At 64.3% G+C, this 17,189-nt stretch carries 18 protein-coding genes; 13 read left to right on the forward strand and 5 right to left on the reverse strand.

The features are described 5' to 3' along the window. Positions 1-242: 242 nt before the first annotated feature. Positions 243-1,544, reverse strand: a complete 1,302-nt coding sequence (locus ACLFLU_RS11125) for a lytic murein transglycosylase (RefSeq protein WP_426412231.1) — start codon at positions 1,542-1,544, stop codon at positions 243-245. A 183-nt stretch (positions 1,545-1,727) separates the two neighbouring features. Between ACLFLU_RS11125 and htpX the strand changes: the two genes are divergently transcribed. Further along, the gene (gene htpX / locus ACLFLU_RS11130; RefSeq protein WP_426412232.1) at positions 1,728-2,684 is read left to right on the forward strand and encodes a zinc metalloprotease HtpX; all 957 of its coding nucleotides are present in this window, start codon (positions 1,728-1,730) and stop codon (positions 2,682-2,684) included. Positions 2,685-2,818: 134 nt separating this feature from the next. Further along, complete coding sequence (locus ACLFLU_RS11135; RefSeq protein WP_426412233.1) at positions 2,819-3,460, forward strand: tetratricopeptide repeat protein; 642 nt, start codon at positions 2,819-2,821, stop codon at positions 3,458-3,460. A gap of 160 nt (positions 3,461-3,620) precedes the next feature. On the opposite strand, the gene ACLFLU_RS11140 is transcribed toward ACLFLU_RS11135, so the two are convergent. Continuing rightward, entirely contained in the window at positions 3,621-3,980 is a 360-nt protein-coding gene (locus ACLFLU_RS11140; RefSeq protein ID WP_426412234.1) for a hypothetical protein, read from the reverse strand. Positions 3,981-4,158: 178 nt separating this feature from the next. After that, positions 4,159-4,971, reverse strand: a complete 813-nt coding sequence (locus tag ACLFLU_RS11145) for a hypothetical protein (RefSeq protein ID WP_426412235.1) — start codon at positions 4,969-4,971, stop codon at positions 4,159-4,161. Between the two features lie 363 nt (positions 4,972-5,334). Here ACLFLU_RS11145 and ACLFLU_RS11150 point away from each other — a divergent pair, with 363 nt between their 5' ends. Continuing rightward, on the forward strand, positions 5,335-5,628 hold the full coding sequence (locus ACLFLU_RS11150; RefSeq protein WP_074120044.1) for an antibiotic biosynthesis monooxygenase: 294 nt from the start codon (positions 5,335-5,337) through the stop codon (positions 5,626-5,628). Between the two features lie 98 nt (positions 5,629-5,726). Here ACLFLU_RS11150 and ACLFLU_RS11155 read toward each other — a convergent pair whose 3' ends face one another. Beyond that, positions 5,727-7,172, reverse strand: a complete 1,446-nt coding sequence (locus ACLFLU_RS11155) for a helix-turn-helix domain-containing protein (protein WP_426412236.1) — start codon at positions 7,170-7,172, stop codon at positions 5,727-5,729. Between the two features lie 207 nt (positions 7,173-7,379). Here ACLFLU_RS11155 and ACLFLU_RS11160 point away from each other — a divergent pair, with 207 nt between their 5' ends. The 3 genes from ACLFLU_RS11160 (at position 7,380) to ACLFLU_RS11170 (ending at position 9,991) form a co-directional block, all read left to right on the forward strand. After that, the gene (locus ACLFLU_RS11160) at positions 7,380-9,014 is read left to right on the forward strand and encodes an isocitrate lyase (RefSeq protein WP_426412237.1); all 1,635 of its coding nucleotides are present in this window, start codon (positions 7,380-7,382) and stop codon (positions 9,012-9,014) included. Positions 9,015-9,037: 23 nt separating this feature from the next. After that, on the forward strand, positions 9,038-9,247 hold the full coding sequence (locus tag ACLFLU_RS11165; RefSeq protein WP_008137787.1) for a DUF4170 domain-containing protein: 210 nt from the start codon (positions 9,038-9,040) through the stop codon (positions 9,245-9,247). A 189-nt stretch (positions 9,248-9,436) separates the two neighbouring features. Beyond that, positions 9,437-9,991, forward strand: coding sequence for a hypothetical protein (locus tag ACLFLU_RS11170; protein ID WP_426412238.1), 555 nt, complete (start codon positions 9,437-9,439; stop codon positions 9,989-9,991). Between the two features lie 27 nt (positions 9,992-10,018). Here the strand turns inward: ACLFLU_RS11170 and ACLFLU_RS11175 are convergent, their stop codons facing one another. Continuing rightward, on the reverse strand, positions 10,019-10,912 hold the full coding sequence (locus ACLFLU_RS11175; protein WP_426412239.1) for a metallophosphoesterase family protein: 894 nt from the start codon (positions 10,910-10,912) through the stop codon (positions 10,019-10,021). A 92-nt stretch (positions 10,913-11,004) separates the two neighbouring features. Here ACLFLU_RS11175 and ACLFLU_RS11180 point away from each other — a divergent pair, with 92 nt between their 5' ends. The 7 genes from ACLFLU_RS11180 to ACLFLU_RS11210 all read left to right on the forward strand — a co-directional run bounded on the left by ACLFLU_RS11180 (position 11,005) and on the right by ACLFLU_RS11210 (position 17,182). Further along, positions 11,005-11,496, forward strand: coding sequence for an NUDIX domain-containing protein (locus ACLFLU_RS11180; protein WP_426412240.1), 492 nt, complete (start codon positions 11,005-11,007; stop codon positions 11,494-11,496). A 47-nt stretch (positions 11,497-11,543) separates the two neighbouring features. Next, the gene (locus ACLFLU_RS11185) at positions 11,544-12,695 is read left to right on the forward strand and encodes a hypothetical protein (RefSeq protein WP_426412241.1); all 1,152 of its coding nucleotides are present in this window, start codon (positions 11,544-11,546) and stop codon (positions 12,693-12,695) included. Beyond that, the gene (locus ACLFLU_RS11190; protein ID WP_426412242.1) at positions 12,692-13,627 is read left to right on the forward strand and encodes a glycosyltransferase family 2 protein; all 936 of its coding nucleotides are present in this window, start codon (positions 12,692-12,694) and stop codon (positions 13,625-13,627) included. The genes ACLFLU_RS11185 and ACLFLU_RS11190 overlap by 4 nt, the downstream gene beginning before the upstream one ends. 57 nt (positions 13,628-13,684) lie before the next feature. After that, positions 13,685-14,200, forward strand: coding sequence for a GNAT family N-acetyltransferase (locus tag ACLFLU_RS11195; protein WP_426412243.1), 516 nt, complete (start codon positions 13,685-13,687; stop codon positions 14,198-14,200). 50 nt (positions 14,201-14,250) lie between these two features. After that, positions 14,251-14,718 carry a hypothetical protein gene (locus ACLFLU_RS11200; RefSeq protein ID WP_426412244.1) on the forward strand — a complete coding sequence of 156 codons (468 nt, stop codon included), beginning with the start codon at positions 14,251-14,253 and terminating at the stop codon, positions 14,716-14,718. Between the two features lie 126 nt (positions 14,719-14,844). Then, positions 14,845-15,615: an IclR family transcriptional regulator gene (locus ACLFLU_RS11205; protein WP_426412245.1), complete on the forward strand. Its 771-nt coding sequence runs from the start codon at positions 14,845-14,847 to the stop codon at positions 15,613-15,615. Positions 15,616-15,862: 247 nt separating this feature from the next. Further along, entirely contained in the window at positions 15,863-17,182 is a 1,320-nt protein-coding gene (locus ACLFLU_RS11210) for an MFS transporter (protein ID WP_426412246.1), read from the forward strand. Positions 17,183-17,189 lie beyond the last annotated feature (7 nt).

The raw sequence follows: 17,189 nt of genomic DNA on the forward strand, positions 1-17,189 counted from the left end.
ATACAATCGCCGGAGCGGCTTGTGCGGTGCGAAAATTCTCCACGGCTGTCGTCGCCCGGCCTTATGCGCAATTGCGCATCAGGACCGGGCGATCGAGTACGCCGCGGCAGGCGTCATGATTCTCGACGCCTCTGGAATACTGGATGCCCCGCCTGCCGCCTACGTTAAAGCTTCGGCGCCCCTAGACCTCAACCCCGGCGAAGCCTTGGCGTAGCCGGGTCGCGGGGCATGACAGAGGGGGCTTAGCGGACCGCGCTTGCCGGCTGCGCCTGGGCCGTGCCGCCGCGCATGCGGGCCAATAGCTCAGCCGTTGGCCACGAATCGGCGGGCAGGCCGTATTTGATCTGCATCGCCTTCACGGCGGCGCGGCTCTGCTGGCCCAGCACGCCGTCGACCTTGCCGACATTGAAGCCGGCGCGCACCAGCAATTGCTGCAACTCCTTGAGTTCGTTGAACGGCAGTTGCGCCACTTGTCCTGCAGGCTTGTGCATCGGAGCTGCGCCCGCGATGCGCGTGGCGAGATAGCCCGCGGTGGTCGAATAGATCAGCGAGTTGTTCCATTCGGTGTAGGCCGCGAAATTCGCATACGCCATGAAGGCCGGCCCAAAGCGTCCCATCGGCAGCAGCACGGACGCCGCGAGATTGTCATTCGGCAGCGGCCTTCCGTCGGGATAGGTGACGCCGAACTGCGCCCATTTCGAGCGCGGCAGCTGCACGCTGAGATCGGTCTGATCCCATGGCAGGTTCTGCGGCACCTTGATCTCTTCCAGCCATGGCTCGCCGCGCCGCCACTTCAAGCCGTTGGCGATGTAGTTCGCGGTCGAGCCGATCACATCGTCCTCGCTGCGCAGGAGGTCGCGCCGCCCGTCGCCGTCATAGTCGACGGCGTAGTTGACGTAATGCGTCGGCAGGAACTGAGTCTGGCCGAGCTCGCCCGCCCAGGAGCCGATCATCTCATCGGGCGTGAGATCGCCGCGGTCGATCACCTTGAGCGCGGCGATGGTCTCGTTCACGAACATCTCCGAACGGCGGCAGTCATAGGCGAGCGACACCAGCGATTTCAGCGTCGGCAGATTGCCCATGTTGACGCCGAAATCGCTCTCCAGTCCCCAGAACGCGGCGATCACCGCCGGCGGCACGCCATATTCCTTCTCCGCGCGCGCGAACGCCGCTGCGTGTCGCTTGATGTGCTGCTGCCCGTTCTGCATGCGATAGGGCGCGGCCATGCGGCCGGCGAATTCGGTGAAGAGCTGGCCGAACACGCGCTGGCCGCGGTCGCGATTGACGATGCCCTGATCGTAGACGAGGTAGGGTGAAGCCTCCGATATCGTTCGCTGCGACACGCCGGCCGCAACCGCTTGGCTTTTCACGTCGGTGAGGAAACGATCGAAGTTCTGCCCATTGTGGCACGACGCCGCGCGCGGCGACGGCGCGGTGGCCTTGGGGGCGGCTGGCCTTGCAGGCGGCGGCGCGAATTGGGCGGATGCGGAAGCAGAGAGCGCGAGAAGAGCGGCGGCCGCGATCGCAAATCGGGTCTGAAGCATGAGGTTTCCGGTGGGGAGAGACGCTTGGATTCTTGACGAAGTTTAATGGAATGATCGGGCTCAAACCAGTGCCGCGGCTCCCAGCCGCACCCTGAAACCTTGCACCTGAGCCGGGGGCATCCCTACCTCATGCGTGTCGGCCTGCGCCGCCTCCAGCGGCCAGGGCCGATCCGGGAGACGGCCATGAACTATCTGCGTACCGCAATGCTTCTCGCAGGCCTCACCGCCCTGTTCATGGGCGTGGGCTATCTGATCGGCGGCGCCACCGGCGCGATGATCGCGCTCGTGATTGCGGCGGCGACCAATCTGTTCACCTACTGGAACTCCGACCGCGCGGTGCTCTCGATGTACGGCGCCCATGAGGTCGACCGTCAAAGCGCGCCGGAGCTGGTCGGGCTCGTTGCCGAGCTTGCGGGCCGTGCGGGCCTGCCGATGCCGCGCGTGTTCGTGATGGACGAGGCGCAGCCCAACGCATTTGCGACAGGCCGCAATCCCGAGAACGCCGCGGTCGCCGTCACCGTCGGCCTGATGAACCAGCTCAGCCGCGAGGAGCTTGCCGGGGTGATCGCGCATGAGCTCGCGCACATCAAGAATCACGACACGCTGCTGATGACGATCACTGCGACCATCGCCGGCGCGATCTCCATGCTGGCGCAGTTCGGCATGTTCTTCGGCGGTAATCGCGACAACAACGGCCCCGGCATCGTCGGCTCGATCCTGATGATGATCCTGGCACCGCTCGGAGCCATGCTGGTGCAGATGGCGATCAGCCGCACCCGCGAATACGCGGCCGACAATCTCGGCGCGCGCATCGCCGGCCAGCCGATGTGGCTGGCCTCCGCGTTGGTCAAGATCGAGAATGCGGCGCATCAGGTGCCGAACTATGATGCCGAGCGAAATCCCGCGACCGCGCATATGTTCATTATCAATCCGCTGTCTGGTCATGGTGTCGACAATCTCTTCGCCACCCATCCCTCGACGCAGAACCGCATCGCGGCGCTCCAGCAACTCGCGGCCGAGCTCGGCACGCGAGCCACGCCGTCGGTCGGCGCCAGCGAGAATTATCCACCGCAAGGCCCGTGGGGCCGCTCGTCTTCAGATGGTCCCTCGAATGGTCCTGCACGTGGTCCTTGGGGCTGATGCGGAACCGGTCGAATCTGGCTGGCTTTGTGACCTGGCGCACAGAGGGTAGGCCCGGCCGGTGTTAACACCTGATCGAGAGTGTTCCTTCGAAAGGGGATGCGTGGCCGGCCCTTCGCCTGTCACGGTCGAAGATGACCAGAGCTGCCGTGCCATTATTGATCGTCCTGGGCGTGGCCATTGGCCTGTCCACGCATACGGTCGTGAATTGCGGCGATGAGGACGAGCCCGATATCTGCTCGGCCGTGATCGGCTTCTCGCCGTTTCGTGGCTCCCTGATCGCCTTCGCCTATGAGGGGCGCGGACGGATCGCGCTGCGCAACGGCGACAACGGCCGGGCGATCGTCGATTTCAACGAGGCCATTCACCTCAATCCCAACCGCGCCTCGCTCTATCGCGACCGCGCGCAGGCGTACCGTCTGAACGGCAAGCTGGAGCTTGCGATTGCCGATTATGACGAGGCGATCGCGCTCGATCCCAAGCCCGCCGTGCCCTATCATGAGCGCGGCCTCGCGCTCGCCGCCAAGGGTGATCTCGACCGCGCGATCCTGAGCTACAGCACCGCCGTCCGCCTCGACCCGACCGACGCGCAGGCCCACCTCGACCGCGGCCTTGCGTTCCTCGCTCGCGGCCAGGCCGACGAAGCCCGCGCCGACTTCGAAGCCGCTATTGCGTTGCCGCCCGGCAAGGACAGCCGCACACGCGAGGCCGCGCGCGCAAAACTCGCCGAGCTTGCCCGCGCCGAGCCGACCCAAGTCTCCACGCCGCGGCGGTGAGAGATGTTCTCCCTCGCCCCGTTCTTACGGGGAGAGGGTCGGGGTGAGGGCCTCTCTCCACACGTCAGATCTCTGTGGGACTGTACCCCCTCACCCGGATTGCATCTGCGATGCAATCCGACCTCTCCCCGCAAGCGGGGCGAGGTGAAAAGAGCGCCGCCTACTTCGCCTTCTTGGCTTTGGCCTTCTTGGCCTTCTTCGCCGGCTTGTCCTTCACCGGCTTGTCCTTGGCCGACTTCTCCGTCTTCGTCTCGACCGGCGTGCTGGCGGCTAGCCGCATGGCGCGGGCGTAGCTGTCGGCGACGTTGTCGGCGGACATCTGGAGGCGCCTTGCGGCGGCGGTGGCCTGCTCCATGGTGGCCTTGGCCATCATCTTGAAGCGGGCGCCGGTCTCCTTGCTCTTGGCCTTGGCGGCAAGGCCGCCGAAGCGATCCCGCCGCTCCTTGGCGCGGGTCATCAGGCCCGTCTGCAGCTGTCTGGCCAGTTGCCGGATCACGACATCCAGGTCGGCGTCCGCCATGTCTTCTATCCCCTTCGAAACAGTCCCAATCGATGCGGCGGGACTATGCAGATCGGGCCCCGCCTTGGCAATTCCCGCCCGGGCGTCATCCGCAGCTTCCGGTTACCAAAAACAGAAAAGCCGCGCATGTCGCGCGGCTTTTGGCATTTGGCTTGGCGCGAGGCGCGCCGTGTCGGCCTTACTTCAGCGAGGCGACCGGTCCGGCCGAAGCCGCTGCCGGATCGGGGTCGAAGCCGAACACGCCGACCAGATATTTGTAATAGTCCGGCATCTTCTCCTTGAGCGCTTCGCGGGTCTTGGGATCGTGGAATTCGCTCTTGCCAGCCAGGAAGATGCTGGCGGTCACCGCGAAGAACTCCATGTGGTTCTTCAGCGCATAGGCTTCCTTGGGCAGGAAATCCTTGGACTTGGCATAGGCGTAATAGCCGATCACGCCCTTGTTGGCGTAGCCGTCGGGCAGCAGCCGCGCGTGATAGGCGTGCAGCATCTCGTGGAGCAGCACGGCCTCTTTCTCGTAACGCATCATGTCCGGCCGGACCATGATCACGCCGAGTCCGGAATCGACCGCGAGGTCGACGGCGTTCGGGTTGGTCCAGCGCTGCTTGTCGTGGTCCCACACCGTTAGCGTCCGCGGGGTGGTGCGCTGGATGTCCGGCGTGACCCGGCCGTAGCACGCGGTCGCGGCGCCTTCGTCGAGGCAGGCCAGCTCGCTCGCGATGATCGGGACGGTGCGGAAGAAGCGCAGCACGCGCGGGGAGAACCCGGCGCCTTCGACAACGTCGATCTGCTGCTTCAGATTCTCGGTGAGCTTGTCGACGTCCTTGCGATCGGCATTCTCCGACACGTCGAACATGTAGCCGCGGTAGCTCTGGAAGCCGGGCGGTAGCGCTTTCGCGGCATCGGCGGACGCGACGTCGAGCGAGCCGGCGTTGGACGGATGGGCGAAGAGCGCGCCGACAATGGTCGCGGTCAGCAGCAACGCAATGCGCATGATGAACCCCCTGATGTCACTTCACGCGGCAGGATAGGCTGCCGTTGTTTGCGAAAAGTGAGTGGGGCGAGACTAAGGCACCGATGTTGAGGCGTGCTTAACCGTTGGTTGCAGATCGCGGAAACGGATTAGGGCAGGGTTAACCAAGCGCGTGGACCCATGACCGTCACCCTGAGGTGGCCGCTTCTTCAGCGGCCCTCGAAGGGCGACGGCCCGGCTGCATCGGGGCCGTCCATCCTTCGAGGCTCCCCATGGGACGCGTTGCGTCCCATGCCTCGCACCTCAGGATGACGGGGAGCGTTCTGAGGAGTAGATTCCACAGAAGGGCACCACGCCCCACAGCAATAGCCGGAGGAGGATGCCATGTATGCCGCCATCCGTCAGGCCAAGGCGAAAAGCGGAAGCGCCGAAGAGCTTGCGCGCCGCATCAAGGACGGCGCCGTTCCGATCATCAGCGACGTCGACGGCTTCAGGGCCTATTACGTGGTCTATGCCGGCGACGACACGGTGACCGCGATCTCCATCTTCGACAAGTTCGAGCAGGCCGAGGAAGCGAACAAGCGCGCCATCGCCTGGATCGAAAAGGATCTTGGCTCGCTGCTGGCGGGGCACGCCAGTGCCGCGGCGGGCCCGGTGATCGTGCATACGCTGGCGTAGAAGAGGTTTGCGACGCTCTCTCCCCAATGTCGTCCCGGCCTTCGCCGGGACGACAGCGAGATGTGGCCTGCGCCTTCCGTCAAACACCCAGTCGCCCCTCACAACTCCCGCGCATTCGAGAACGCGAACGAGCTCACCCGCCTTGTCGTCTCGTCCAGGATCAGCGTGCGCGTGATCGGCGGCTCGGCGCGCTGGGCGCAGTTTTCGCGCTCGCAGAGGCGGCAGTTGACGCCGATCGGCGTGCCTTCCGCCTTCTCCAGATCCATGCCGGCGGCATAGACCAGGCGTGACGCGTGACGGATCTCGCACCCCAGTCCGATGGCGAAGCGCGGCTGCGGCAGCGGGTGCGGCGCGACGGGCCGGCGCACCATCTGCGCGATCGAGAAATAGCGCGTGCCGTCGGAAAGCTCGATCACCTGCTTCAACAGGCGATCCGGCGTGTCGAAGGTCGAGTGCACGTTCCACAGCGGACAGGTGCCGCCGAATTTCGAGAACGGGAAGGTGCCGGAGGAAAAGCGCTTCGACACGTTGCCGGCATTGTCGACGCGCAGCAGGAAGAACGGAATGCCGCGCGCGTTCGGCCGTTGCAGCGTGGTGAGGCGATGGCAGACCTGCTCGAAACCGGAATTGAAGCGCTGCGCCAGCACGTGGATGTCGTAGTTGAGCGCTTCGGCCGCCGCGAGGAACGCCGGGTAGGGCATCATCACGGCCGCTGCAAAATAGTTGCCGAGCGTGATGCGGAACAGCCGGCGCGGTGCATCGTCCAGCGGGCCAGCGCGGCCGATGATGGTTTCAAGAGCTTGCGCGCATTCGCCTAAGCCCAGCTGGAAGGCGAGCTGGAAGGCGCGGCCGGGCGGATCGACCAGCTCCGAGATCAGGAGTTGGCGGCGGTGGCGGTCGAAACGGCGGAGCGTCTCGCGCATCACGTCGACCGGCATGATGCGGGTCTGGATCGAATGCTTTTCGCGCAACCGCGCTGCGAGGGCGGCATAGAGCCCTTCGGCCGGGACGTCCAATTCGTCCCGCAGATTTTCGGCCGCCTGCTCGAGCTCCGGGAAATAATTGCGGTTGGCTTCGATCAGCTCGCGCACGCGCTCGACCGGATTGGCCTCGTAGCGCGTGCCGACGTCGCGGTCGGCCATTTGGGCTGCCGCCAGCGTCTCGCCCTGGCGCGCCTCGGCATAGGCCGCGTAGAGCCGTTGCAGCGCATGGGTGACGCCGGGACAGAGCTCGGCGAGGTCGCGCAGCTCCTGCTTGGGGACGTCGATCTGGCGGAACAGCGGATCGGAGAAGATCTCGTTGAGCTCGGCGAAGAAGCGGTCCTCGTCGGCGGTGGCGAGATCGCGCAGATCGAGGTCGTAGGTTTCGGCCAGCCGCAGCAGGATCTGCGCGGTCACCGGGCGCTGGTTCCGCTCGATCAGATTGACATAGCTCGGCGAGATCCCGAGCCCCTCGGCGATCTGGGTCTGGGACAGCCCCAATTGCTGCCGGATCCGCCGGAAGCGCGGACCGACGAACAGCTTTTTCCCGGACTCGGCGGGCATCTTCACGTCTCCACAGCCACTAAGGGCAGTCTTGCTGACCTATATTTTTACAAACTTTACAAAATAACATCTATTACATGTTCTGATGTTACATGACATCACCATTCAAATACAAGGCCTCTATACGAACTTCTCTTTCTCGCGTTTAGCTCATGTCACGCGCTTCGCAATGCACTGTCAAAAATGTCGAGAAGAGAGAGCACGCACATGAACTACCAGCCCCGTGGCATCAGCACCCTTCAGGGCCCGGCCTCGTATCAGAACGAGGTTGAGGCGGCCCAGGCGCTCCTCAAGAACCAGCCGACCTGGAACGGGGTGTCGGCCGAGGCCGTCGCGCGCATGCGCCTGCAAAACCGCTTCAAGACCGGCCTCGATGTCGCCCGCTACACCGCGGCGCTGATGCGGGCCGACATGGCGGCCTATGACAACGATCCGACCAAGTACACCCAGTCGCTGGGCTGCTGGCACGGCTTCATCGCCCAGCAGAAGCTGATCTCGGTCAAGAAGCACTTCGGCGGCAAGACCGATCGCACCTATCTGTACCTGTCGGGCTGGATGATCGCGGCGCTGCGCTCCGAGTTCGGACCGCTGCCCGACCAGTCGATGCACGAGAAGACCTCGGTGCCGGCGCTGATCGAGGAGCTCTACACCTTCCTCCGTCAGGCGGATTCCCGTGAGCTCAACGACATCTTCCGCAGCCTCGACAAGGCGCGCAAGGAAGGCGACAAGACCCGCGAGAAGGAGTTGATCGCGAAGATCGACAATTTCCAGACCCACGTCGTCCCCGTCATCGCCGACATCGACGCCGGCTTCGGCAACGCCGAGGCGACCTATCTGCTCGCCAAGAAGATGATCGAGGCGGGCGCCTGCGCGCTGCAGATCGAGAACCAGGTCTCGGACGAGAAGCAGTGCGGTCACCAGGACGGCAAGGTCACCGTGCCGCATGAGGTGTTCATCGCCAAGATCCGCGCCTGCCGCCACGCCTTCCTCGAGCTCGGCGTCGAGGACGGTGTCATCGTCACCCGCACCGACTCGCTCGGCGCTGGTCTCACCCAGCAGATCGCTGTCAGCCACAAGCCGGGCGACATCGGCGATCAGTACAACAGCTTCCTCGATTGCGAAGAAATCACCGCTGAGAACGCCCGCAATGGCGACGTCATCATCAACCGCAACGGCAAGATGATGCGTCCGAAGCGCCTGCCCAGCAATCTCTACCAGTTCCGCCCCGGTACGGGTGAGGATCGCTGCGTGCTCGACAGCATCACCTCGCTGCAGAACGGTGCGGACCTGCTGTGGATCGAGACCGAGAAGCCGCATATCGAGCAGATCGCCAAGATGGTTGACCGCATCCGCGAGGTCGTTCCGAACGCGAAGCTCGCCTACAACAACTCGCCCTCGTTCAACTGGACCATCAACTTCCGTTGGCAGGTCTACGACGCGATGAAGGAAGCCGGCAAGGATGTCAGCAAGTACAACCGCGCCGAGCTGATGAAGCCGGAATACGACGATACGCCGCTGGCGATTGAAGCCGACGAGCGCATCCGCACCTTCCAGGCGGATTCGGCCAAGCGCGCCGGCATCTTCCACCACTTGATCACGCTGCCGACCTATCACACGGCCGCGCTGTCCACCGACAACCTCGCCCGCGAGTATTTCGGCGAGCAGGGCATGCTCGGCTACGTGAAGAACGTCCAGCGCCAGGAGATCCGTCAGGGCATCGCCTGCGCCAAGCACCAGAACATGGCCGGCTCCGATATCGGCGACGACCACAAGGAGTACTTCGCGGGTGAAGCCGCCCTCAAGGCGGGCGGCGCCCACAACACGATGAACCAGTTCGGCTAACGCCACGCAACAGGAGACTGACAATGACCAAAGGCAGCAATTTCTGGGTGATCGGCGGCGAGTTCGGCTCGATGAACTTCCACAAGCTCGTGGAAGGCTCGGCCCAGGTGCAGGGTCCGTTCAAGACCCGCAAGGAAGCCGAAGATGCCTGGCGCTCGGTTTCGGAAGAGAACCGCCACAAGGCCGGCGTCCGTTTCTCGATCGTGGAAGAGCCGTCGCGGGTCTCGGCCTGACGGCTGCCTGACTATCTAAGAAGACGTCCAAGGACGGAGGGTCCCATCCGGCGCAAGCCGGGTGGGATCGTCTGTTTTTGGCACACATCAATGGCCTGTGGGCACCGTAAGTATCTGGAATTGTGAGGCCTTTGCGGGCGCTGTGGTTGCTGATAGGTTAATGGCGGAAAGTCGAGGACGAGGCCGACAATGTCAGAGCCCGAGACCAGCGGTATCAATCCCAGCCAGCCGCGCCCGGTGCGGCTGCGCGATGCGCTGCTGCGCGCGCGGATCGAGGCCGCCGACCGGACCGGCGTCGTGGTCGATCTCAGGGACGCCGAGGTGGCGCGGCTCGAGATCCTCAACGATGCGCTCGACCCGCTGTTCGCCCAGGTGCCCGAGCAGATCGATTTGTTCGACCGCGGCATCAGCCAGGGCGATACGCCCAGGCTCTGGATCGATGTCGTCACCCACATCATAATGGGGCGCGACAAAAGGATGTACCGCTTCGTCCAGGACACGCGTTTCGGCCGCATCGTGCTCGCCGAATCGCACGACACCGCGGTGATCGTGGACGCCGTGACCGACTACGTCGCCCGCCGCATGATCGAGCGTGAGCATGCGATGGTGGTGCTGCCCGAGCCGAAGCCGGAGGTCGCCGAGCCGCCCCGCCGCTCGCGCGTCTGGCCATTCGTGTTCGGCTTCATCCTTGGCGCCGCCGCGCTGTTCGGCGTCGCCGTGCTCGCGGCGTTGCGGAGCTGGTGAGATTTCGTCATTGCAATGACGAAGAAACTAAACCAGCCGCGTCCGCTTGATCTCCCGCACCTGCATGCCATGATCGATGCTCCGCACGATCTGCTCGCAGCGCCAGCCGGCATTGTCCTTCTCGATTGCGAACAGATTATAGGCGGCCGCCGGATAGCGCCCGTGCGCGAGCGCCGAGGCCGACGGCACGCCAATCGCGGGAATGTTGCCATTGGGGCCGTTGAACCACATCGTCGAGTGGATGTGGTCGTGCCCGTGCAGGACCAGCTCGACACCATGCCGCTTGAGCAGCGCCAGCAGCGCGGCGGAATCCGTCAGCCGCTTCTGGCGTGCGTCGGACTTCAGCGGATGATGCACCAGCAGCACACGGAAGACATCCTCGGCCGCGAGCTGCACGAGCACCTGTTCGAGCGCTGCGAGCTGATCGCGCCCGAGCGTGCCCGTCGCCATCAAGGGCAGCGTCGGCACGGCGCTGGAGAGGCTGATCAGCGCGAGCGGCCCACGCCGGCGTATCCCTGGAAAGCCGGCGCTGCCGTCGTCGCTGGCAAGATAAGGCGCAAAGGTCTCGCCGAAGCGATGGTGCGTGGCGCGGACATAGGCGTCGTGATTGCCGGGAATCGTGGTGACGCGGTCGGGCGGGCCGACCCCGTCGAGCCAGGCGCGGGCAGGTGCGAACTCCGCCTCCATCGCCAGGTTGACGAGATCGCCTGTCACCGCGATGTGGTCGGGCGCCTGCGCCTTGATGTCGGTGACCAGCGCGTCGAGCACCTCGCGGCGCTGGTATTTGTGTCGGTTGCGCGTCCAGTTGACGTAGCCGAGTGCGCGCTTACCGGCGAGCTCGATCAGCCGCGGCTTCGGCAGCGGCGGCAGATGCGGGTCGGACAGATGGGCGAGCGTGAAAGGGGCCGAGAAAGATTTCATGGCGCGCGATTGCCTCGCAATTCGTACGCTGTAATGGCAAGGTCGCGCGCATCGCGCAAGGGAAGCCTGGAAGGGCGCATCACGAGAGACTAATGGGCAAGCGCCTGGACCAAATCCGACGGAGATTCGAGCCGCTGCTGCGGCATGTCTTCCACGCCTATTTCCTGCTGGTCCGCGGCATGACGCTCGGCGTCCGCGCCGTGGTGCTCGATGCCGACAACAAGGTGTTTCTGGTCAAGCACAGCTACGTCTCGGGCTGGTATCTGCCGGGCGGCGGCGTCGACCTTGGCGAGACCATGGAACAGGCGATGCGCCGCGAGCTCAAGGAGGAGGGCGATATCGACCTCACCGGGGAGGCTGTGCTGCACGGCATCTTCCTCAACAGCCACATCTCCCGCCGTGACCATGTCGCAGTCTATGTGGTCAGGCATTTCCGGCAGGACCGGCTGCCGGCGCCCAATCGCGAGATCATCGAATGCGGCTTCTTCGACACCGCCGCGCTGCCGGAGGAGGCGACCCCCGGCACGCGGCTGCGGATCGCGGAAGTGCTTCACGGCAAGCCCCTGATTGCGACGTGGCGCTGAGGGCGGGCTATGCTAGTACCAGTCCGAATGGGCGCCACGGAAACCTGATGAAAGTTGCAAAACTCGCCTTCGGCCTGATCTGCCTCGCGATCCTCGCCAGCAATATTGCGACAATGTCGCGCTGGAGCGAGGCGCGCGGGGTCTATGACGACATCTGCTATCTCCGGCAGGCGCATCTGTTCCAGCGCTTCGGCGCCGGCGGGCTCGACACCAACGCGGTCAGGGACGACGACAGTTATTTCGAAGGCAAGTTGAAGGAGATCGCCTTCGCCGAGTGGAAGGATCCGATCCGCTGGCCCTGCCACAATCCGATGCCGGGCGGCAAGGTCGTGTTGCAATATCCACCGGGCACCGGCTTTCTGCTGGCGCTGTTTCCGCAAGGCAATCAGGTCGTGCCGCTCTACATTGCGGCGAGCCTGATCGTGTGCGGCCTCGCGCTATCAGGCATTGCCATGGCGCGGACGCTGCCGTCGATCCTGGGCGCCGGCGTGTTCGGCGCGCTTGCCATCTACCTCATGATCAATCCGGCGAAGGCGAGCTATTCGGTTGCCCCGACCATGGCGCTGTGCGCGGTCGCGGGCTTCCTGACGGCGCTGTGGCTGGTCAGGGACAAGCGCAGCGTCCTGCTGATCGCGCTGATCGGTCTCTTGATCGGCGCATCCGTCAATTTCAGACTGCCGAATGCCTTGCTTGCGGCCGGCTATTTCCTGTTCCTCGGCATTCCCTTCCTGTGGACGCGCTCGCTTGCGACGTTCGTGCAGGGCCTCGCCTTCGGTGCCGGCGTGCTCGTCGGCATGGCGCCGACGCTGGCCGCCCAGGCCATCAACGCCGGCAGTGCGCTCGCGACGACCTATGGCAGCGCCGACGTAGTTGCGCCGGGGTTGGACTTCGCCGTGCTTGGCCAGTATTTGCGCGACATGCAGATCGTGCTGATCGTGCTCGCGATCGGCGCGACGCTCTCGCTGTTGTGGTCGCGCGAGGGGTATGTGCGGCAGGCGGCCTTCGTCGTTGCCGGCAATCTCGTCGTCAATCTCGGCTTCTTCCTGAGCCATCCCATCTTCACGCCGTATTACGTCGTGCCGATTGCAATGCTGTCGTTGTGGACGCTGTCGTTTGCCCGGTTACTTCAGCCGGCCGAGGTGCGTGAGGCTGCATCGGTCCGGCCCGAGCCGGCCAGTCTGGGAGCGCTGCCGCGATGACATCCGCTGAACCCCGCATCGCCGTGCTGGTGCCCTGCTACAATGAAGAGGCGGCGGTTGCGACTGTCGTCGCCGACTTCCGCAAGGCGCTGCCCGCGGCGGAAATCTATGTCTACGACAACAATTCGCGCGACGGCACCGCTGCGGTCGCGCGCGAAGCCGGCGCGATCGTGCGCAGCGAGCGGCGGCAGGGCAAGGGCCACGTCGTGCGTCGCATGTTCGCCGATGTCGAGGCCGACATCTACGTTCTGGTCGACGGCGACGCCACCTACGATGCGCCGAGCGCCCCGCGCATGATCGGCAAGCTGCTCGACGAGCATCTCGACATGGTGGTCGGGCTCCGCATCGATCAGGTGCAGGCCGCGTACCGTCTTGGCCATCGCACTGGCAATCGCATGCTGACCGGCTTCCTGTCCTCGACCTTTGGACAGGAGTTCAAGGACATCCTGTCCGGCTACCGCGTGTTCTCGCGGCGCTTCGTCAAATCGTTCCCCGTCTTGTCCGATGGCTTCGAGATCGAGACCGAGCTCGCGGTCTACGCGCTGGAGCTGTCGCTGCCGGTCGCCGAGGTCGAGACGCCCTATTACGCGCGGCCTGAAGGCTCGTTCTCGAAGCTCAACACCTGGCGCGACGGCTTTCGCATTCTCGGTACCATCCTGAAGCTGTACCGCTCGGAGCGGCCGCTGCGCTTCTTCACCGTGATCGGTATTCTGCTGGCGTTGGCTGCGATCATCCTTGCGATCCCGATCGTCGTGACATTCATTGAAACCGGCCTCGTGCCGCGCCTGCCGACCGCCGTGCTGTCGATGGGACTGACGATCGTGGCGATGCTGTCGGTCTCGTCGGGCCTCGTGCTCGATACCGTGACGCGGGGACGGCGGGAAATGAAGATGCTGGCCTATCTGTCCCAGCCGGCGCCGAAAAGGACCTGACGTCGGGCGCAGCGCCCATAGACCTCCAGATACGCAGATGCTACTCCGCGAAGCAACATGAACGATCTCTCAATCACCATCAGCCCCGAAGCCCCGGGCGACGCCCAGGCGATCGAGCGGCTGCACGAGCGCACCTTCGGCCCCGGCCGTTTCGTGCTCAGCGCCTACCGCATCCGCGAGCATGTCGACCATCTGCTCGACGTCTCCTTCACGGCCCGCATCGGCACGCTGCTGGTCGGCTCCGTCAGGCAATTGCCGGTCATGATCGGTGAGACGCCGGCGCTGCTGCTCGGGCCGCTCACCGTCGAGCCGCCGTTTCGCAGCCGCGGTATCGGCCGCATGCTGATCGAGCGGGCGCTGAAGGACGCCAGGGACAAAGGCCACGCCATCGTGCTGCTGGTCGGCGACGAACCCTATTACAGCCGCGTCGGTTTCAAGCTCGTCCCCAAGGGACGCGTGACCATGCCGGGCCCGGTCGATGCCGCCCGCGTCCTGGTGTTCGAGCTCGTCGACGGTGCCTTCGAAGGCGTCTCGGGCACGGTCGCTCCCGACTGGAGCAAGGCGCGCGGGTAGCGTAGAATCGCTCGGCGCCGCCAGCGCATCAGGCACCAGTCGAGGCTCACATGTTCCGGGTGACAGCCGACACATTGCAGGCCTATCTCGATTTCGATCCGGAGCGAAAGCGCGATCTGACCGAGTTGCACAAGCTGGTCGTCTCGACTGCGCCGACGCTCAAGCGCTATTTCCATCGAGGAACGCCCGCCGGTGAGGCGGGAATGCGCATGAAGATGATCGGCTATGGAAAATTTCGCTACGCCGTCAAATCGGGAAAAAGCACGGAGTGGCCGGTGATCGGTGTTGCGCTCCAGAAGAACTATATCAGCGTGTACGTGGCGGTGACCAGGCAAGGCGCGCCGGTCGTGTCCCGTTATGCTGGAAAACTCGGCGAACTACGCTTCGGGGGCAACAACTTCAGTTTCGAGCGCTTCGATGATCTCAAGCACGATGCGGTATCGACCCTCTTCGCGGAAGTTGCCGGCATCTTCAAAGCGGATCCTGAAAACCCCGTTCGCTATATGCAGGGTTCCTGACCTGCCGGTGCCCCGACTGTAACTCCAAAGCTTTATTCTGAATGCGAAAAGCCGGACGCGCTGTACCATCGGCGCGGTTTATGCCAAAAACCGCGGGCAGCGCAGCTGACGAAGGACATGTGAAGTTTGGCCGCATCCAAAAAGGGCACCTCGCCCGCGGAACGCCAGAACGGGATTGATCGGACCATCGATCTCCTGGAAGCGCTGCTGCATTTGCGCGAGCCGTCCAAGCTCAGCGACCTCGCCAAGCAAATGGGCGCGCCGCGCTCGACCGTCTATGCCATCGCCAACCGCCTGATCGAGGCGGACCTGCTGGAGAGCGTCGGCGAGGGCGGTCAGGTTTATTTCGGCAAGGCGGTGCATCTCTACGGGCGGGCCTATGCGGAGGCCAATCCCCTGCACCGCCGATGCCGCGAAGCGCTCGACCGGCTGGCGACCCAGCACAGCGCGACCGCACAACTCTGCGCGCTGCGCGGCCGCAAATATGTGGTGGTCGATACGCGGGACGGGTCGGGCCTGTTCCGCATCACGACGGATGTCGGCATCGAGGTGCCGCTGCCATGGACGGCGTCCGGCCGATTGCTGCTGGATCATATGAGCCCGGCAGACATTCGCGCGTTCGTTCCGAAAGAGGATTTTCGCCTTCCGGACGGCCGCGTGCTCGATGTCGATGATTTCATCAGGGACGTCGCACGCGCCAGGCGTGACGGCAAATGCGTGACCACGGCGCTGTCCGATCGGTTCACGTCGTGTCTTGCCGCGCCTGTCCGTGACAAGAAAGGTGTCGCGGTCGCGACCCTTTGCTTCGTCGTTCCCGCGGACTCGGTGAAGGAGCGCAGGACCGCGCTGCTCGACGATTTGGTCGCCACCGCAACCGAACTCTCGGATCGCCACTAAGCCATTGAACTGAACCGAGCGGCAGCGTTGCGACCGATGTAATGCATCGTCGTGCGCCGTCGTCGCGCGTCAAGTAAGGCGGGCCCGCATCTGCAGGCTTGACAGTGCGCCGCCCGAATATCTAACGTGTCGCTATAAGATAATATTGTCCACTATAAGAGACAACGTAATTGCAGGCGCGATGAGGTTCTCCCGTTCCCATGTCGGGGCGAGAGACGCGATCCTGCGTTCCAGGCGAGGATTCAAAATGGCGAATGCAACCCAACAGGTACCCGGGCGACGCTGGCTGATCGGTTGTCTCCTCGGCGTCGGAATTCTCATCAACTACATCGATCGCGTTGGGCTCTCGGCCGCGACGCCCGAGCTGACCAGGGAACTCGGCCTCACCGCGACCGACATCGGGTTGCTCGGCAGCGCGTTCTTCTGGACCTATTCGCTGCTGCAAGTCCCTGGCGGCATGGTGCTCGACCGCTTCGGAGTCACCATGGTCGGCCGCGCCAGCAGCTTCCTCTGGGCGGTTGCCGCCACCATCACCGCGCTCGCCAGCGGACTTTGGGGCATCGCCGGCGCGCGCCTGTTGCTCGGCGTCGCGGAAGCACCGGCCTTTCCGGCAAGCCAGAAGGCTACCGGTCATTGGTTCCCGCTCGACGAACGCGCGCGCTCGACTGCGATCTTCGATTCCGCCGCCAAATTCTCCAACGTGATCGGCGTGCCGCTGGTCGCCTATGTGATCTTTCTCTACGGCTGGCGCTGGGGTTTTGGCGTCACCGCGTTCCTGAGCTTTCTGTATTTCGTCGCCTACTACCTCATCTATCGCAATCCGAGCGAGGATCCGAAGCTCTCCAAGGCGGAGCATGACTACATCGTTGCCGGCGGCGGCACGCCGGAAGGTCCGGCCACGGCGGGGCAGAGCCGCATGCTCGGCTACCTCTTGCGCAACCGTAAGGTCTGGGGACTGACCATCGGGTTCTCCGCCTATGGCTACACCTTCTATCTCTTCCTCACGTGGTTGCCGGGCTATCTCGCGCAGACCATGCATATGAACCTGATGTCGGCCGCGGGTTATTCGACGATCCCCTGGATTTTCGCAACGTTGTCGGACCTCCTGATCGGCGGGTTCCTGGTGGATCATTTGATCGCCCGCGGCTACGACAGCACACGGGTGCGCCAGTCGGTGATCATCGTCGGCATGCTGATGGGGCTCGCCGTGATCGGCGCCGCCTTCACCGTGAAGCCGGGCTGGGCGCTGCTGTGGTTGTCGATCGCGATCTCGGGATTGTCAGCGGCGGCGCCGGTGGGGTCCTCGATCGTGTCGCTGATCGCGCCGAAGGGCGGGGCGGGAACCGTCGGCGGCATTCTGAATTTCACCAACAACATGATGGGTGTGCTCGCACCGATCGTGACTGGTATCGTCGTCGACTGGACTCAATCCTTTGCCGGTGCCTTCATGATCGCCGGTGTCGTGCTGCTGATCGGCATCTTCTTCTATGTCGTGGTGCTCGGCCGGATCGAGTCGATTCCGGATTTCGAAGAGGCGGCGCCTCCAGGCGCCGTGCATGTTCACTGAGGAGAGG

This window comes from Bradyrhizobium ganzhouense, from assembly GCF_049949285.1.
Classification (GTDB): Bacteria; Pseudomonadota; Alphaproteobacteria; order Rhizobiales; family Xanthobacteraceae; genus Bradyrhizobium; species Bradyrhizobium ganzhouense.

What these genes read in the sequence shown, in the direction of transcription:
- ACLFLU_RS11185 (WP_426412241.1), top strand. Translation starts at nt 11,544, where the DNA reads ATGAAAGTTGCAAAACTCGCCTTCGGCCTGATCTGCCTCGCGATCCTC.
- ACLFLU_RS11170 (WP_426412238.1), top strand. Translation starts at nt 9,437, where the DNA reads ATGTCAGAGCCCGAGACCAGCGGTATCAATCCCAGCCAGCCGCGCCCG.
- ACLFLU_RS11150 (WP_074120044.1), top strand. Translation starts at nt 5,335, where the DNA reads ATGTATGCCGCCATCCGTCAGGCCAAGGCGAAAAGCGGAAGCGCCGAA.
- htpX (WP_426412232.1), top strand. Translation starts at nt 1,728, where the DNA reads ATGAACTATCTGCGTACCGCAATGCTTCTCGCAGGCCTCACCGCCCTG.
- ACLFLU_RS11155 (WP_426412236.1), bottom strand. Translation starts at nt 7,172, where the DNA reads ATGCCCGCCGAGTCCGGGAAAAAGCTGTTCGTCGGTCCGCGCTTCCGG.
- ACLFLU_RS11200 (WP_426412244.1), top strand. Translation starts at nt 14,251, where the DNA reads ATGTTCCGGGTGACAGCCGACACATTGCAGGCCTATCTCGATTTCGAT.
- ACLFLU_RS11125 (WP_426412231.1), bottom strand. Translation starts at nt 1,544, where the DNA reads ATGCTTCAGACCCGATTTGCGATCGCGGCCGCCGCTCTTCTCGCGCTC.
- ACLFLU_RS11210 (WP_426412246.1), top strand. Translation starts at nt 15,863, where the DNA reads ATGGCGAATGCAACCCAACAGGTACCCGGGCGACGCTGGCTGATCGGT.
- ACLFLU_RS11140 (WP_426412234.1), bottom strand. Translation starts at nt 3,980, where the DNA reads ATGGCGGACGCCGACCTGGATGTCGTGATCCGGCAACTGGCCAGACAG.
- ACLFLU_RS11190 (WP_426412242.1), top strand. Translation starts at nt 12,692, where the DNA reads ATGACATCCGCTGAACCCCGCATCGCCGTGCTGGTGCCCTGCTACAAT.
- ACLFLU_RS11165 (WP_008137787.1), top strand. Translation starts at nt 9,038, where the DNA reads ATGACCAAAGGCAGCAATTTCTGGGTGATCGGCGGCGAGTTCGGCTCG.
- ACLFLU_RS11135 (WP_426412233.1), top strand. Translation starts at nt 2,819, where the DNA reads ATGACCAGAGCTGCCGTGCCATTATTGATCGTCCTGGGCGTGGCCATT.
- ACLFLU_RS11160 (WP_426412237.1), top strand. Translation starts at nt 7,380, where the DNA reads ATGAACTACCAGCCCCGTGGCATCAGCACCCTTCAGGGCCCGGCCTCG.
- ACLFLU_RS11180 (WP_426412240.1), top strand. Translation starts at nt 11,005, where the DNA reads ATGGGCAAGCGCCTGGACCAAATCCGACGGAGATTCGAGCCGCTGCTG.
- ACLFLU_RS11175 (WP_426412239.1), bottom strand. Translation starts at nt 10,912, where the DNA reads ATGAAATCTTTCTCGGCCCCTTTCACGCTCGCCCATCTGTCCGACCCG.
- ACLFLU_RS11145 (WP_426412235.1), bottom strand. Translation starts at nt 4,971, where the DNA reads ATGCGCATTGCGTTGCTGCTGACCGCGACCATTGTCGGCGCGCTCTTC.
- ACLFLU_RS11195 (WP_426412243.1), top strand. Translation starts at nt 13,685, where the DNA reads ATGAACGATCTCTCAATCACCATCAGCCCCGAAGCCCCGGGCGACGCC.